The organism is Microcoleus sp. AT3-A2, from assembly GCF_036705685.1.
Lineage (GTDB): Bacteria > Cyanobacteriota > Cyanobacteriia > Cyanobacteriales > Microcoleaceae > Microcoleus.
In genome coordinates, this window is sequence record NZ_JAUBVF010000013.1 from 1 (window position 1) to 15,993 (window position 15,993).

12 protein-coding genes and 1 pseudogene are annotated in these 15,993 nt (G+C 48.4%); 6 read left to right on the forward strand and 7 right to left on the reverse strand.

What is annotated here, in order from left to right:
- Positions 1-14: 14 nt before the first annotated feature.
- The 4 genes from QUB37_RS10250 to QUB37_RS10265 form a co-directional block, all read right to left on the reverse strand.
- Positions 15-626, reverse strand: a complete 612-nt coding sequence (locus QUB37_RS10250) for an IS607 family transposase (protein WP_333161541.1) — start codon at positions 624-626, stop codon at positions 15-17.
- A gap of 178 nt (positions 627-804) precedes the next feature.
- Complete coding sequence (locus QUB37_RS10255) at positions 805-1,941, reverse strand: phosphodiester glycosidase family protein (protein ID WP_333161543.1); 1,137 nt, start codon at positions 1,939-1,941, stop codon at positions 805-807.
- A gap of 138 nt (positions 1,942-2,079) precedes the next feature.
- Entirely contained in the window at positions 2,080-5,205 is a 3,126-nt protein-coding gene (gene ppc, locus QUB37_RS10260; RefSeq protein ID WP_333161545.1) for a phosphoenolpyruvate carboxylase, read from the reverse strand.
- A gap of 421 nt (positions 5,206-5,626) precedes the next feature.
- A complete protein-coding gene (locus QUB37_RS10265) occupies positions 5,627-5,851 on the reverse strand; it encodes a hypothetical protein (RefSeq protein WP_333161547.1) in 225 nt (74 codons plus the stop codon).
- A gap of 641 nt (positions 5,852-6,492) precedes the next feature.
- Between QUB37_RS10265 and QUB37_RS10270 the strand changes: the two genes are divergently transcribed.
- The gene (locus tag QUB37_RS10270) at positions 6,493-10,014 is read left to right on the forward strand and encodes a hypothetical protein (RefSeq protein ID WP_333161549.1); all 3,522 of its coding nucleotides are present in this window, start codon (positions 6,493-6,495) and stop codon (positions 10,012-10,014) included.
- A 106-nt stretch (positions 10,015-10,120) separates the two neighbouring features.
- Positions 10,121-12,991 (forward strand): zinc-dependent metalloprotease, encoded by a 2,871-nt coding sequence (locus tag QUB37_RS10275; protein ID WP_445300017.1) that lies wholly within the window; start codon positions 10,121-10,123, stop codon positions 12,989-12,991.
- A gap of 84 nt (positions 12,992-13,075) precedes the next feature.
- Here QUB37_RS10275 and QUB37_RS10280 read toward each other — a convergent pair whose 3' ends face one another.
- Positions 13,076-13,615 (reverse strand): barstar family protein, encoded by a 540-nt coding sequence (locus QUB37_RS10280; protein ID WP_333161553.1) that lies wholly within the window; start codon positions 13,613-13,615, stop codon positions 13,076-13,078.
- Between QUB37_RS10280 and QUB37_RS10285 the strand changes: the two genes are divergently transcribed.
- From QUB37_RS10285 to QUB37_RS10300, 4 genes and pseudogenes are all read left to right on the forward strand, one after another.
- Complete coding sequence (locus tag QUB37_RS10285) at positions 13,606-13,767, forward strand: hypothetical protein (protein WP_333161555.1); 162 nt, start codon at positions 13,606-13,608, stop codon at positions 13,765-13,767. The two genes, QUB37_RS10280 and QUB37_RS10285, sit on opposite strands and share 10 nt — an antisense overlap.
- Positions 13,743-14,090 (forward strand): XisI protein, encoded by a 348-nt coding sequence (locus QUB37_RS10290; protein WP_333161557.1) that lies wholly within the window; start codon positions 13,743-13,745, stop codon positions 14,088-14,090. The genes QUB37_RS10285 and QUB37_RS10290 overlap by 25 nt, the downstream gene beginning before the upstream one ends.
- Before the next feature lie 48 nt (positions 14,091-14,138).
- Positions 14,139-14,555 (forward strand): annotated as a pseudogene (locus QUB37_RS10295) (element excision factor XisH family protein).
- Positions 14,543-14,878 (forward strand): XisI protein, encoded by a 336-nt coding sequence (locus QUB37_RS10300; RefSeq protein WP_333161559.1) that lies wholly within the window; start codon positions 14,543-14,545, stop codon positions 14,876-14,878. Before QUB37_RS10295 ends, QUB37_RS10300 begins: the two are co-directional and overlap by 13 nt.
- Positions 14,879-14,984: 106 nt before the next feature.
- Here QUB37_RS10300 and QUB37_RS10305 read toward each other — a convergent pair whose 3' ends face one another.
- Together QUB37_RS10305 and QUB37_RS10310 are read right to left on the reverse strand one after the other, a co-directional pair.
- Positions 14,985-15,608 carry a Uma2 family endonuclease gene (locus QUB37_RS10305; RefSeq protein WP_333161561.1) on the reverse strand — a complete coding sequence of 208 codons (624 nt, stop codon included), beginning with the start codon at positions 15,606-15,608 and terminating at the stop codon, positions 14,985-14,987.
- Between the two features lie 133 nt (positions 15,609-15,741).
- On the reverse strand, positions 15,742-15,948 hold the full coding sequence (locus QUB37_RS10310) for a hypothetical protein (RefSeq protein WP_333161563.1): 207 nt from the start codon (positions 15,946-15,948) through the stop codon (positions 15,742-15,744).
- Positions 15,949-15,993: the final 45 nt, after the last annotated feature.

A 15,993-nucleotide genomic window follows, 5' to 3' on the forward strand; every position in this document is an offset into this window, starting at 1 on the left:
ATGAATAAACTACACTAAAATTTAGTCGGATTTAACTGTAGCATATTTTGCGTTAAAGTTAAGATGCGTTTACCCTGCTTGATCTTCTTGCTGTAACTTCTGAGTCCGTGCATTCTGCAACTGAAGACATGAAGGATGGCAAGAAGATCGCTTGTGAGTTCGGTTTCTGGGCAGTGAACTGTTCGGTCAAGAACCACGATTTGTCCACCGTTTTGCTCGGCCATGAACTCGAATAATTCAAATCCAAATCTACATAACCTGTCGCGACAGGCAACAACAATCGTGAGCTGTTCGCCGCGCATAAATCTGACCAGTAGGGCTTGCAGTCCCTTTCTTTTAAAGTTGAGTCCTGACCCGATATCTTGGATGATTTCGGCGTCTGGGTACTGTTGTCGCATGAATTCAACTTGTCGGGCGAGATCGTCTCGCTGTTTTGGGGAACTGACGCGACAGTAGCAAACAAGGGTAGTTCTAATTGCACCGCGCTGGTATGACTCGACATCGTAGAGTCGTTGCCCTGCCTCGTTTTTGATGCTCTTGATCTTCCCTTCATCTGCATATTTTCTTAAGGTATGTGGATGCAAGCCCAGAAATTCGACCGCTTTTCTCAGTGGTATGTATGCCATAGAGCAAATAGTAACATATATAAGCAAAAATAAGCAAATTATTCACTGTGAGCCAACCCTCCCTCGGGAGCACTACCCAAAATCGGTATGCTCCCTCGATTCCTTCTTCCTTCTTGGTTCTTTCTTCGATCCGTTACATCCCGATTCACTGCGCGTTGCCGAACTTCCTTCTGCTAGATCAATCAAAAAACACTGATTTGTCCGGCGTTGGTCGAGATCCCTTTTGAAAGCGTTCCCAAGACTGCTTTAACTGAGCCGGCGCTGGATATTCGCGATCGTAAACCACCAGGACATTCGTCAAATTCCGTCCCGGCGGCAATAAAATCTGCCCTTGATGATCCAAACCCACCGAAGCGCCCCCGTCCAAATTCATCGCTTCAAAACAGCCGATCCTCTGCATAACCTTAGCTTCTGCTTCCAAAGACAAACTATCAAGAAAAGTCACCAAAAATAACTTATCTCTCGAAGCCGGAAAGCCGATCGCCGTTCTCGAACCCACCCCCAAAACATGAGAATCTTTAAAACCTTCCGATAAAGGAGACAGCCAAACTTTCCCCCCTTTAACCAATCTCGGCCCGCAAGTCAGAGAAAACCAATGTTGACTCCAATCCGGCTTACCTTCGATTCTAGCCGTCACCATTTCCAATTGATTCCCGGCTTTAATCCCCAAAGTCGTGCCGTAATTTTCCCATCGGCTGTATTTCAGAAACTTACCCGCCGACACCATATTTCCCAGCACAGATTTCTGCTCATCTTTACCAAAAAAAGTCCCGTTAGCAACAACAGCAGCCCGGTAACGCGACACCATATTTTCAAAAGGCTCGTCGCCCCGCGTTACTTTAGAAGTATTTGCAAAATCTGCATTATTAGCTAACCCAATTGTGATATAAATTTCTGGGTCTGCGAGGTCAATAGTTGTAAGATAAAAACTTGCGCCAGCTACATTTTGGCGGTCTAGTTGTACGGGTTTTGCTTGCTTAGCGGAACGTCTGATAATTTTAGGTTGAGACGGCGGCGCAGCAGGAGAATTTTCTGACGATTTTACAATAGGATTACTCGGCAGAGGTTGATTGGTTTTTCCCGATTTTACAATGGGATTGCTAGGGAGAGATTCAGGAGTTTGATTTGATTGTATACTTGATAAAAAAGCGAGTGACTTTTGCCACAGTTGACCCGCGAGAGTCAAGAAACTATCTCGGTTTTGGGCGATCGTAAAATAGTCAGCCGCAACCCGCGCCAAAGCTATGCCCGTTAAAAATAAAAAAGTGCGCCGCAGCATCGGGCGACAACCTTCAGACTGTTTGCGTTTAGACATAAAAAAATCTCAGCTAGGATAGCGAACAGTTTCCTATGGCTGTGACTACAATGGGCGATCGCGCGAATTCTGAAACTACCAGTAGTAAGGTGCTCCATCGCGCACCTTACCACTAATTCAAAACTCAAAACTATTTGCCTAGCCGGTATTCCGCATCCCCGCAGCAATACCATTAATCGTCAGCAGAGCTCCCCGCAACAATTCACCCTTGCTGTAACGGGAGTGAATCACCCCCGGAACCCCGCCACTACCGTGCTGCCGCAAGCGTTTCAGCAGCGAAACCTGCAACAACCCCAAAGGCACAATCGTCGCATTTCGCAACTGCACCGATCGCTGCAGCGATGGATCTCCGTCCAACAAACGTTGGTGTCCGGTAATCGTTAAAACCAAATCGCGAATCAAGTGAAATTCGGCAGCAATTTGATCGAATAAAGCCTTAAAACGCTCCTTATCAGCAGGCAAAGCTAACTCCTGGACGTAGTGTTCTGCAATCTGCAAATCCACCTTAGATAAAGTCATTTCCACCTTAGAAATTACCATTCTAAAAAATGGCCATTTCAAGTAGAAATACTGCAAAAGTTTCATGTGTTCTTCCGGTTCCTCCAGCAAAAACTCTTGCAAAGCTGTGCCGACACCGTACCAAGAAGGCAGCAAAAAGCGGCTTTGAGTCCAGCTAAACACCCACGGAATTGCTCGCAAACCGCTGATGTCTTTTTTGCCACCGCGACGGGCGGGGCGAGAACTAATTTGCAACTGGCTGATTTCTTGAATCGGGGTAACTTGGTGGAAGAAATCGACTAAATCCGGCTGTTCGTAGATTAAATGGCGGTAGTGCGATCGCGATTTCACCGACAACTCCTCCATAATCTCATTCCAAGGGTCGATGCCATCAAAACCCGTGTGCAGCAAACTAGCTTGAATTACCGCAGCCGCCACAGTTTCCAAATTGTAAAGCGCCAACTCCGGCAAAGAATATTTAGAAGCCAAAACCTCGCCTTGTTCGGTAATCTTAATTCGCCCGCTAATACTCTTTCCAGGCTGAGCCAAAATTGCCTTGTAAGCAGGCCCGCCGCCGCGCCCTACAGAACCGCCTCGGCCGTGAAAAATTCGCAACTCCACACCGTGTTTTTCCGCAACCATTTGCAAAGCCTTTTGAGCTTTGTGGATTTCCCAATTGCTGCTGAGAAAACCAGAATCTTTATTGCTGTCCGAATAGCCTAGCATCACCTCTTGCAATTTGAGAGTTTCGATTGGACATTGGATATTTTCTTTGCTTTTTCCCGCTATTTCCTGCGCGTATCCTCCTGCTAGCAAAGCGCGATAAAGCGGCAGATCAAAGATTTTTTGCATTACTTCCGGCGCTTTTTTCAAATCTTCCACCGTTTCAAACAGGGGAACTACTTGAATACTGCTAACTCCGGTCGCCGGATCGTAAAGTCCCGCTTCTTTTGCTAACAGCAAAACCGCCAGCAAATCGCTGACATCGTGGCTCATGCTGATGATGTAAGTTTCGCAAATTTCCCGACCAAACTCCTGCTGCATTTGTCGCAATATTCGGAAGGTATTGATCGTCTCGCAAGTTTTGGGAGAAAATGGCAATTCTGCTGGAATTAAAGGGCGACGAGTTTGCAGTTCCGTTGCCAGCCAAATAATTCGATCGCATTCCGACATTTGATTGTAAGGCTTTGGCAAAATTTGCAAGTATTCAGCAATTTCGCTCAAAGCATCCGAGTGTACTGTTGACTCTTGGCGGATATCTAGGTAAGCCAAATTAAACCCGTAAATTTCTACTTGGCAGAGCAGATTTTCCAAGTCTCGACAGCTCAAACCTGTTTCCACTAAATTGTGATCGATGAGCTGCAGCTCGGCTAAAAACTCAGCGCCCGATCGATAAAGGCCGGTCATTCCGGGATGTTCTGACAAAGCTTCGCGTTCCCGCTGCAACTCGTCTCCTTTGTAGAGCCGCCAATTACGATCGCGCGTATTTTCCAGCCGCTGGAGCACGTAGGCCAGCTTCAACCGATAAGGTTCTTGGCGGTAGCGGATTGCCCACTGCTCGTAAACCTCTGGGAATTCCGATTTATCGCGATCGAGAGATTCCAGCAATTCCGGCAGTACGTCGCTCCAGTGCAGCGACAAACTCAAAAGTTCGTTCAGCCGCTTCACCGCGCTGATGTACTTTTCTAGCACTAAGTGGCGCTGATAGCAAGCCGTTTGCCAAGTAACTTTCGGAGTCACAGAAGGATTGCCGTCCCTGTCCGATCCCACCCAAGAACCGAACTTGCAAAAATTGTAACTCGGCGGTTTCAGATAAGGATAAGAAGCGTGCAGAGCTTGCTTTAATCGGTGGTAGAGTTCGGGAATAGCATCAAACAGAACTTCATCGAAGTAGTGGAGAGTGTACTCCACCTCGTCAAGTACAGTCGGCTTGAACTGGTGCAGTTCGTCAGTGCGCCACCAGAGGCGAATTTCTTCCATCAGTTGCTCTTGGAGAGCCGCCGCTTCCCAGCAAGACACCGGGTAGGGGCTTTGAGAGTCGGTTCCGAGCACCTGAAATTTCTCGTCAACTTGGTCTAGCTGTTGGAGAATCTTCGCCATTCGCCGCTGCTTGGTGCGGATCGTGTGGCGGACAATTTCTGTCGGGTGAGCGGTGAATACCAAGCGGATGTCTAACTGATCGATCAACCGCTGGATTTGCTGGCTTGGCACGTTCAAGCGCAGCAGCATCGGGAAGAGTTGGTGAAAAGTGCCGGCATCTCGGGCGATCGTCTCACTGCTGTCTGCATTGCTCAAAGCTGTTTGGGTGGGGCTTGGGCCTTCCCTATGCCGGGGGCGATCGGGGGCATCCGTTGCTTGTCCTGGCAGCTTAGAAAACATCCGCCCCCCAGCGTCGTTGCTGCTAGCGTAAGCTAGCTGTTGGTCTCGCTGTTCGTAGTGCTGTTCGACAATGTTGATCAACTGAAAATACAGTGCAAAAGCCCTAGCGGCGCGGATGGCAGCGTTGAGATCGAGCTTTTCGATTAGCTGTACGACATTCGACTCGCGAAAGTGAGTGGCTTGTCCCTCGGCGGAATTGACCGATCGCATTTGTTGGAGCAAATCCACCAATTCCTGCCCGCACTCCTGTCGCAGCACCGATTCCCACAAGTCCTCTACTACTTTGAGGCGATTTCGCAGAAACAGGTCTGATTTTGAGTAAGCGGGAAAAGGGGAAATAGATGTTGCATCAATAGCCTGTTCTGAAGACTGGAGGACTGAACTCATCGGGCTGTTCCTCAATAGCTGCGGGTGTCTAGAAAATTGTATGGTTTAGTTTCGCCTAAAACACTTTTGTTTGCAGTCAAATTTGAGACAACTTCTTGCAACGTAGAAAGTAGAAGGCACTTATGTACAAAGTATAAGGAGAGATTAATTCTTAGAGCACAGATTGTACGTATTGTCAAGCTTTCATATCACTTGACTTGCGATTTTAGATTTTAGACGATCGGCGTGAGACGATCGGCCAGCGGTCAGTTGAGTCGCGCTAAGTCGAACAATTTGAGATTTCCTCCAAAGATAAATCTGGGATGTTGAACTAGGGTCGAAAATTTTTATCTTTCCCTGACAGGAGTACGTGGCACCGTATCCGTTTTTGGGCGGGGTCAAAAAATTTAACTTCTAGCTGCAGCATCCTTCCTTGAGCTTTCTAATCCTGTGATTGAGGAAAGTTGAGTACGGGAAGGCGCGAACCCCGAAAGACTTCTTCGCTTTCAACGCCGATCGACGCAACAAACTCAGCAGCAGCTTTAGCCACCACCAACCCGCCCAGCATTGGTAAGGCGACGAAGCTCAATAAAATGTCTGAGGGAACTGGCAACTTTGGACTGTTAGATGTTTGAGTTTTGAGCAAGTCTTGGTTTTCCGACGGCATAAATTCCTCCTGTGTCAATCCGTAATCCTCAGTTTACAAGGCAAATAATCATCTTGACAGCAGCCTTCGGACTAATGAGTTCTGATATCAAATCAGGTGACATCCGAAGGATATCCTGCAAGCGATCGTCCTCGTGTAGCCAAGCCTATACATATCTTCTCGCGAGATATTAAGCTGGCGCTCGGAAAAAACGTTTTGTATAAAATCGAGATAATCCCGGTTTACGGATGCGATCGATCGTGCGACTCTCTCCGCGTAGGCCAACGAAACCCCAGCACTACAGTCGGAAAATAATAGACATTTCCAGAAAAGCCAGTCTGGAACAGGCATCCTGCCTGTTCCACAAGAATTATGAGATAGGTCTAATTATTATTCGGATGCAAACGGAAACGATATGACTAATAACGAATAACTTCTTGCTAGGCTTAATTTGAACCTATCTGTGCCAAAATGTCGAGGTATTATCAAAAAAATATTCCCCAACGGCTCGAAGGCGAGGGGATACAAGGCAAGACACTAAGTCCAGCATGGCTTAAACCAGACAAAACGGTTAGGCTCGGCAAATCAAATAATTGTCTGTAAAATCTGTAACTGTGCTATTTCTAGAAAACAAAACCAGCTTTGGCAAAATTTAGAGTTTCATGTTGAATGCGAACGGGAGCATATTGGCAGACAATCGATCGAGCGCGTCGCAGTGGGCCGGGGAAGCTTTAGGGCTTCCCGAAGTTCAAGTACAAGCGCGTTTGCGGGGAAATCACCTGCACATTTTGTGCGAAGCAGCGCAGTGTCCGTCTCAAGAATTGGTGACGGCGAGATTCACCAACGCCCTAGAACACACTGATTTAACGCGACTACTGCCCGATCGACCTAAAATTTACCAGTTGTTTCTGTGCGGCCGCAAAATCGGTTCCCGACAAAATGACTGGACAGTCCGGCTCGATTGCAGCAGTCCCAAGCGACAGCAACAGCCACAGCAACCGGAACCAAAAGTTGCCGAAGTGCCGCCGCCAGCGACTTCCCCCGACGAACCGCCAGCAAGCCCTAAAAGAGGCGGATTTTTCGGCAAATTTAAGAATGACAACCAGAAACTCAAACAGACACCAAAACCGATAGAAACAGCAGCCCACCCGCCGCAAGTACGGGAAGAACTGGATTTTGACGCCGAAAGTCTGCCCATCGCCTCCCGCATTCAATACCCAGAATCTTTTGAAACTTCCCCCGTGACGATCGACACTTCGGCTGCTGCGATGCGGGAAGTTGTCGGTTCCGCCGTTCCCCCGCAGCAGAAAGCGAACCGTGGCGCAGTGGCTTTGATTCAATCCCCGGAAGCTGACTCAGGCGAGGGCGATCGAGATGGAACATTGACGGTTTCGCCGGAAACGTTGGCGCGCCGGGGCTATCCAGATGCGATCGCCAGCTATCTCAGCGAAATCCTCGGGCCGATGGGAGTTTCTGTGAAAGTCAGCATTCGCGAAAAAGAACTCAAAAGCAACCGAGAAACCCTGCCGGTGAATGGGCCGGAAAATATCAAGCCCAAGGAACGCCGACTGCTGGTGCTGTGCGAGTCAGCTTACAGCCCCGACCCCTCCTTGCTGGCAGAACCCATCGCCGGCAGGCTGCGGAAACTGCAACTAGAGGATTTCCGGGAAGCCGTGATCGCCAGCCAAGTCAGCGGCGAAGCGAAACCGGACTGGCTGCTGCGGGTGGATTTGACTTCGCCGGACAAAATTCTCAAGGAATGGGCCAGATGGGGAGACGTACAGTCGATCGCCAAACTGCTAAATCAACACTTGGCTGCATCGAGAGTCGAAGTGCGGGCTACCCTCAAAGAAGCAACCCTCCACCTGTTTTGCAGCAAAACTGCCAAAAAAGGACAAAAGCCTAAACGGCAAGAATACCCCGACAAGCAGCAAACCACCGACGCGATCGCCCCTTTGTTAGCCTCATTTGCGCCCCAAGGCATCCGCGCAGCTACAATCTACGGCGTAGAACCAGCCAAGGACTCTCAGGCGGCGCCGGAGTCCCCGGTGTGGATAGACTGGGTGGACTTGCCTGCCGCCCACCACCCCGACTTAGCTGCGAACGCTAGAACGCTGGCGATCGAGGGCGACCAATTGGCTTTGACTTTTTTATTGAACAGGTTGCTCAACCCCAATCTCAGACGCAAGCTGGAAACAGGAGGGATTCGCGCTGTCGTGCTGCAAAAAGCCGACGTGCTGCACGTCATGACTGAAGCTCTGACTTGCCCTTCTCAGTCGAAGGTAGGCCCGCCGGTGGCGAAGTTTTTGCGACACTTACAAATTCCGGGAGTGGTAGGGGTGCGAGTCTACGGACGGCGCGCAGGCCAGAAACTTCCCCTGTGGCGCTACGCAATAGACCTCAGAACGGCGGTTGACGAAGAATCAGCGACGGCACCCGCACCGGCTCCCTCCCAAGGGGCTGTGTTGGAAAAGGAACCGGTGCCGGAGTTTGCGCCGGCGGAGGATGGGAGTTTTTCGGGTTTGGGCGACAATTTGGTGTTCGATGCTCCGACGCCAAACTCCTGGCGGCCCCGCTTCAAAATCAGACTCCCCGGATACAATCTGGGCGAGCAGTTAGTTCAAGCTGCGGTGCAACCGCTTGTCGCTTCGGGTTTTTTTGTTCCCAACGATGGTTTGTCAACAAATGCTGCTGCGCCGGGGGGCGTGAGAGCCGATCGCGCGGCGGGAATGGCTTTGATTTGGGCGATCGCCGGCTGTCTGCTGACTTTCAATACCGATTGGCTCCTCGGTCAATTTCTGCAATCTGCGACGGTCAGTCAAGCTCCTAGCGCCTCCGAAGTTTGCAGCGGGCCAAATTGTCAAAATTCAGCTTCCAAGGCTTTAGGCGACGTTACAGCCAGACTGCCGAAGGAAACCGCGAACCCCGTTCCCCCTTCTGGGGAGGTGAATTTGCCTCAAATTCCCTTGCAGCCGTCGCCGTCCGCCAACCAGCAAGAGGCTTTCAATGGATCTGGGTTTACGAAACCGGGAAATACTAGCGTTCCTGTAGCTGATGTTTCTGCTCCTCCGGTGTTCCCGACTTTGAGGAGTGAGCAGCTTGACGACCAGATAGCGCGCTATCAAGAGTACATCCACCTGCACAAAAAACCACCGGATATTTTAATTGTCGGTAGTTCCAGGGCGCTGCGGGGCATCGACCCGGCGGTTTTGGAAACAGCTTTGGCAGAGTCGGGCTATCCGGGGCTGAGGGCTTATAATTTTGGGGTTAATGGAGCTACTCTCCAGGTTGTAGATTCGCTCATCCGCCGGATTTTGCCGCCGCAACAACTGCCAAAATTGCTGGTGTTGGCTGACGGGGCGAGGGCTCTCAACAGCGGGCGGCCGGATTTGACTTTTAGTGCGATCGCTTCTTCGGAAGGTTACAGGCAATTGAGCCGGGGTAGTTTTCTGATCCCCACCAATCAATTAGAATCCGAAACATCGAAAGAAAGCGCCAACAATCCGGTGGCGACTGCGACTGAATTGGTGAACAATTTGGGACAAGCTCAAGCTAATGTTCAGCAAGTGGTGAGTCAAAAGTTGGTGGAGGGTTCTGCAACTTACAAAAAGCGCGATCGACTTAAAGGGTTTTTGCGATCGATCGTTAATCCCTCATTAGCCCCTGTTGCCACCGACAGCCCCCAAACCGCAGCCCTGGGTGAACAAACAACTGAAAACGTTCAGCCCACTGCTGCGAGTAAACCAGTTAGCGAGTATCAACCAAATGGCTTTTTGCCGATCGATATACGCTTCAATCCCGAAACTTACTTTCAGAAGCACCCCAAAGTATCTGGTTATTACGACTCCGACTATCAAAATTTTAAATTGGTAGGCGAACAAGCTCTAGCACTCAAAAATCTGATCGAATTTACCAAGGTTCGCAACATCAATCTCGTGTTTGTAAATATGCCTCTGACTGAAGATTATTTAGACCCGGTGCGGACAGGTTACGAACAAGAATTCCGGCAATATATGCAAGAATTATCAGCTCAAAGCGGACTAATTTTCCTAGATAAGAGTTTATTGTGGCCCCAGGCGCGAGAATCTTTTTCCGACCCCAGCCACCTCAACCGTTACGGTGCTGTTGCAGTTTCTAAGCGGTTGGCTCAAGATCCCATGATTCCCTGGCCAGCGAAACAATAGTTTTGAATTTTGAGTTGTGAGTTATTTTAGAAGTTAAATGATGCGAACGTTGCGAGTGTGGCGTGACTATCTCAAAACTATTCTTTCCTGCGGCTGGATACTGAAAATGAAAAGATTGATATTTCCTGAAAATAGCAAAAATCAACAGATAAAAATTTCGAGAAAAAATCTGCCTTTGATATTTTTTATATTATCTTTAGCATTTTTATGTTTCAGTTTGTATAAAGGTTTCTTCTTACCTGTAGCTTTATCATCTGGGCCGCCCAGCAACGAACAAAGTAGCGAACAGCAAAGTCTGGCACCATTTGAAGAGGTTGTCAAAGACGCGAAAAAGTTAGAGGGACTATTTACTCTTTACCGCAATCAAGCAACTGATAAAGTATATCTGGAAATTAAACCGCAACAACTCGACAAAAAGTTCCTGTGCTTTGTGACATTGGCATCTGGTTTGGGGGAAGCGGGCATTTTGAGCGGAATGCCGATCGGCGATTTCTTGTTTCAACTGCGGCGCGTCCAAAATAACGTGCAGTTTGTGATACCAAATGTAAATTTTCGCACAAGTCCGGGCGACCCGCAAGCAGGTTCGGTAGCACGGGGATTTAGCGACTCGATTCTCTATTCTTTGCCTCTCAAAAGCATTGATCCGCAAAGACAAACTCTGCTGATCGATTTAGGCGATTTGCTGATGAGCGAAAAACGCGATTTACCAGGGGTAAAAGCGATTTTGCCGATGCTTTTGGGTTCTTCTTACTCGATCGATGCAGACAAGTCTTCTTTTAAAGATGTTAAAGCGTTTCCGCTGAATGTGGAGATTGCTTCTGTCTATGGTTTTTCTAGCGATAATGACAGTGAACTTAACTATTTACCTTCGATTCCTGACAGTCGGGCTTTTAACCTCCGCATTCACTACAGTTTCTCGGAAGTGCCGCTAAATAACGGCTACCGGCCCAGACTTGCGGACGAGCGAGTGGGCTATTTTCTCACAGCATATAAGGACTTTTCTGACAAGAGCAGCCGGGAGCCTTTTGTGCGCTATATCAATCGCTGGCATTTGCAAAAGCAAATCCCGACAGCGCCGATGTCGCCGCCGGTACAGCCGATCGTCTTTTGGATTGAAAATAATGTGCCTACCGAATACCGAAACGCAATTCGTGAGGGCGTTTTGGAGTGGAACAAAGCTTTTGAAAAGGCAGGTTTTACTGAGGCAATTCAGGTCAAACAAATGCCGGACAATGCTAAATGGGACCCGGCTGACGTTCGCTACAATACTATCCGCTGGTCGAGTTCTTTTGAGCCTCAGTTTGCCGGCATCGGGCCGTCTCGTACTAACCCCTTGACGGGGGAAATTTTGGATGCTGACATTCTGTTGGATGCTAATGTTGTCCGGGAAATCAAACAGGGCTATGGGTCTTTGGTCGAACAAAATCGATCGCTATCTAAGAGTTTTCAAGGGCGAAACGGTTCTAATACCAATCCCTGTCAGTTCGGGATCTATTCTCGTTATTTGAATGTGCTAGAAAATGGGGATTTAGGAAAAAGCAGCGGGGAAAATGCTCAAGGTGGAATGGCTGATGATTTGCCGACTTTGGTAGAAAGATACCAAGAGCAAAAGCGCTCGCCTTTATCGCGGTTGATGTCGAGTTCGGATATGTGTTTTGGGTTGGAATCGAGCCGCCAGTTTGCGATGGGGGCAATGTCGATCGATCTGTTGGAAAATGCAGCGCCTAGCAGTGGGACGATTGATAATTATGTTAATGAATATATCCGATCTTTGACGGCGCACGAAGTCGGTCACACTCTCGGTTTGAGGCACAATTTTCACGGGAGTACGATGTTGCAACCGGAGGATTTGAACAATACTCAGGTAACTCGCACGCAAGGTTTGGTAGCGTCGGTGATGGATTATGTGCCGATTAATTTGGCACCGCAGGGAACTGTGCAGGGCGACTATTTTCCAACGATTGTAGGGCCTTATGACGATTGGGCGATCGAGTATGGTTACAAGGTGATTGGCGGCGTAAACCCCAACAGCGACTTACCAGCGCTGCAACAAATTGCCAGCCGCGGGGCCCAAGCCCAATTAGCTTACGCGCCGGATGAGGATTCTGTCGATCTCGATCCCGCTGCAAATACCTTTGATCTCAGCGCCAATATGCTGAGGTATTCGCAATGGCAATTGGATAATGCTAGGGCGATGTGGAAGCGTTTGGAAAAGCGAATTCCGGTTGGGGAAGACGGTTATAACGAACTGCGGGTGATGTTTGATTCGGTGTTCGGGTATTATGTCAACCAAGTGATGAATGCTACTTTGTATGTGGGGGGACAGTCGTTTAGTCGGATTCGCCCTGGAGATACTAATGCGAAGTTGCCGTTTGTGCCGATCGAACTTTCTCAGCAGCGTGAAGCTTTAGCAACATTAGAGAAGTACGTTTTTGCGCCGGATGCGTTTAGTTTTGCGCCGGAGTTGCTGAATAAATTGGCGCCTTCGCGCTGGGAACACTGGGGAAGTCCGGCTTTGGTGTTTCCTCTAGATTACCCGATCGGCGATCGAATTACTTTTTTGCAGCGGTTTGTGTTGCGGGTTTTGCTATCGCCGGTGCGCTTGGCGCGACTGCGGGATGCGGAGTTAAAATCGGCGCCAGAAACTGCTTTGAGGTTGCCGGAAGTGTTGGATACTGTGCAAAAGGATATTTGGCAAGAGGTTTTGCAGCCGGAAAAGAAGATGCAAATTTCAACTTTTCGGCGTTCTTTGCAGCGGGAACATTTAGCAATTTTGATCGGAATGGTGCTGCGAAAAACGAATGTTCCAGAGGATGCGCGAAGTTTGGCGTGGTACGAGTTGCGGCAGTTGCGGGAGGGTTTGAGCAAGAGTATTCGGAATTTGGATCGGAATGCGGATGCTTATACGCGAGCTCATTTGGAGGAAACGCGCGATCGAATTTCTAAGGTTTTGAATTCGCAAATTCAGTCGAATTAATTTGGTCTAAACTCCCTTTTACAGCTTTAATTGTTCATTGTCGTTGGCGAACTACCATAGGCTTAATCTAATGGCGACTTTACCCTACTCAAGTACAAGCGTTACCGATCCACCATTACGGTCTGGAACGCTTCGGATAGTCTCTGCGATTTCGTCGAACATTGTTTGATCGCCCGCGAGAACCTCCCTTCTTCTTTGTTCGCGCAAGCCTATGTCGTCTGCGAAACGCTCAAAGGGCCAGTCGCAGGAACATTCGTCGTCAAGGTATTTCAGCAGGGCTAGCACATCGAGAACGCACTGGGAACGCTGGGACTCCCTCCAAACGATGGTGTACGGGTATTCCAGTCCGAAGCCTCTGAAGAGACAGTCATCGAAAGCCATCATCGAATTACCGAAGTAGCCACCCGGCCCGTTCACGGCTTCCCCGATCGCACAATAGAAGCCAAGAAGTGTATCGAAAAGGCTTCCATCGAGGACGATTACGCGACCAGGAGCTTTTGACACTAACACACCGCCGATGTCGAAAAAACGTTGCGAGGCATAGGTGAGCCACGATCGGCGGCCCGCCTCGTCGAGAGGGCACCACTCATTGAGAGATTGCGGGGGAAATGGAAATGATGCCATTGTCTGAAACCTTTTTCAGTAGGTTGGGTGGTTGGAAGTCTAGGTTGGTGGCGTTCTTGCAGGGCGTTGAGGATGTAGCGATCGAACTTTCAATAGTTTTTGACTCAAACACGGAGGAGATTATCCAATGGCAACCGCAAATCAACCCGTAGACGAATGGCGTGAGACGTTGGAGAAAATTCTCCAATACTATGCGGATATTCCTTATACTTATGGGGATGTGATTACCTATGTGGTGGTCAGCCGCGATCGCAACCATTTTATGCTGATACATGAAGGTTGGGAAAATCATCTGCGAGTTCATGGCTATGTGGTTCATGCCGAAATTCGCAATGACAAAATCTGGATTCATTATGATGGTATTGAAGACGGCATCACTGGTGAACTCGTCGCCTCTGGCGTACCCAAAGATCGGATTGTTCTGGCTTTTCATCCACCGGAAGTCCGAGAGTACACTGGATATGCGATCGCGTAACCTCTGCGGAACTTATGTGGTATATGATAGATAAACATAACAGCCCCTATGCCTGCCAAAGACTTTTATCACGATACTGTCTGCACCGCCCTCATCAAAGACGGTTGGACAATTACTAACGATCCTTTCAAGCTCAGAGTTGGCGGACGTTCAGTCTACGTTGATTTGGGCGCAAAAAAGCTCTTCGCAGCCGAGAAGCAAGGGCGCAAAATTGCCGTAGAAATCAAAAGCTTTCTCGATCCATCACTTGTAAGCGAGTTAGAAAAGGCACTCGGTTAATACGATTTGTATTATCTGATTATGGAGGATGAAGATCCAGAACGAGTCCTTTACCTAGCGATCGCCCAAACCGTATTTGCAGGTTTTTTCTCAGAAGAGATATGTCAAATGGTACTTCGTAAAAAGAGGATTAACCTGATTATTTTTGATTCAGAAACAGAGGAGATTGTTCAATGGATAGACTAAAATTTTATCAAGATACAATTGAGAAAATTCTTAAAGATCATGCTGCTATCTCTTATAGTCATGGCGACATTCAGCAATATGTCATCATTGATGCCGATCGAACTCATTTTCTACTCTTCAATGAAGGTTGGGATCGTAAAAAGCGCGTTCACGGTTGCGTCACCCATGTCCAAATTATCGGAGACAAAATTTGGATTCACTATGATGGCATTGAAGACGGCATCACCGTTGAACTCGTCGCGGCTGGTGTGCCCAAAGACCACATTGTTCTGGCTTTCCATCCACCGGAAGTCCGAAAGTATACTGGATATGCGATCGCATAGCTTCTCGTCTTGACCGAGATTTTAGATAATATCAGCTTGGTAGCGTATATCGCACCTTAATAATTTTTTGGGCAATACAGAGTACCCTACAAATAATTTGCAAACGCTAAACTTCTGTCATCGCAACGATTTGAGCGGTGGTTAATACCAACTGAGGGAACGTTGGAGAAACAATAATGGCTTCTCCTTGATATCGCTGTGCCTGATATTCACCATCGATTAAGCGGTTGATGGTCACGGTAGACTGTTTTGGAGAACCAATATACTGAACGCCTCCCAACCCTGCATAATCAACGATCCAATACTCCAGGATTCCTAAAGTTTCATACTCATTCAATTTGATGCGGTAATCATCCCGCCAATTCGTACTGACAACTTCGATCGCCAAGGGAGGTGGAATATAAGCAGCAGCAGAGGCAGAACTTTGACGCATTCTGACCCATTCTTCCTTGGCAAACACCACAATGTCGGCTTTACGACTCGATTCACTTTCGCCCGGGGCAGCGTTCAATCTGACTTGTTTACTTTGTCGGGGAACGTAGGGAAGGTTCAAGGATTGGCAATGATCTACCAAGAGACGACATAAACCATCGACGACATCCTCATGTTTGGCTGTGGGTTCACTCAGGGGCATGGCAACTCCATTGACTAGCTCGAATGACCTACCGGAGTCGTCATCCCAGTTGAGAAATTCCTCGAAGGAAAGGGTTTTTTGGGCGATCGCAACCATTGATATTAACCTTTTGCGTAGGTTGGCTCTCTGTTGTCTGTTTCTAGCTTAACGTGAGGTAGAGAGATAGATCGCTGCTTTTGTAGGGTGCGTTAACGAAGTATATCCTAAACTTTGACACCTCTTCTCGGTTTTACTGCCCGCGTCCTGCTTTGCAATCTACGAAACCTAATGCTTCTGTGTCGAGAAAACTGGCGATCGAAATGGCGATCGAAATGGCGATCGGATATTCAATTTCCGCAGCACGGGCAATTAGAGCCGCTTTAATTCGTTCTGGCAAACGTCCCAAAATAACTTCGGCATCAGCAGGAGAAAGTTGTTCTTGAAGTTTGGCTTGCATGGCATTCGCCTGTCAGTTGGAATTGGATAGATACATTCAAGCCAC

Bases quoted from the DNA above. Each gene is read 5' to 3' on its own strand.
- QUB37_RS10290 (WP_333161557.1), top strand. From the start codon at position 13,743: ATGGCAACCGCAAATCAACCCGTAGACGAATGGCGTGAGACGTTGGAG.
- QUB37_RS10300 (WP_333161559.1), top strand. From the start codon at position 14,543: ATGGATAGACTAAAATTTTATCAAGATACAATTGAGAAAATTCTTAAA.
- QUB37_RS10280 (WP_333161553.1), bottom strand. From the start codon at position 13,615: ATGGCATCATTTCCATTTCCCCCGCAATCTCTCAATGAGTGGTGCCCT.
- QUB37_RS10275 (WP_445300017.1), top strand. From the start codon at position 10,121: ATGAAAAGATTGATATTTCCTGAAAATAGCAAAAATCAACAGATAAAA.
- QUB37_RS10250 (WP_333161541.1), bottom strand. From the start codon at position 626: ATGGCATACATACCACTGAGAAAAGCGGTCGAATTTCTGGGCTTGCAT.
- QUB37_RS10255 (WP_333161543.1), bottom strand. From the start codon at position 1,941: ATGTCTAAACGCAAACAGTCTGAAGGTTGTCGCCCGATGCTGCGGCGC.
- ppc (WP_333161545.1), bottom strand. From the start codon at position 5,205: ATGAGTTCAGTCCTCCAGTCTTCAGAACAGGCTATTGATGCAACATCT.
- QUB37_RS10310 (WP_333161563.1), bottom strand. From the start codon at position 15,948: ATGCAAGCCAAACTTCAAGAACAACTTTCTCCTGCTGATGCCGAAGTT.
- QUB37_RS10305 (WP_333161561.1), bottom strand. From the start codon at position 15,608: ATGGTTGCGATCGCCCAAAAAACCCTTTCCTTCGAGGAATTTCTCAAC.
- QUB37_RS10270 (WP_333161549.1), top strand. From the start codon at position 6,493: ATGTTGAATGCGAACGGGAGCATATTGGCAGACAATCGATCGAGCGCG.
- QUB37_RS10265 (WP_333161547.1), bottom strand. From the start codon at position 5,851: ATGCCGTCGGAAAACCAAGACTTGCTCAAAACTCAAACATCTAACAGT.
- QUB37_RS10285 (WP_333161555.1), top strand. From the start codon at position 13,606: ATGATGCCATTGTCTGAAACCTTTTTCAGTAGGTTGGGTGGTTGGAAG.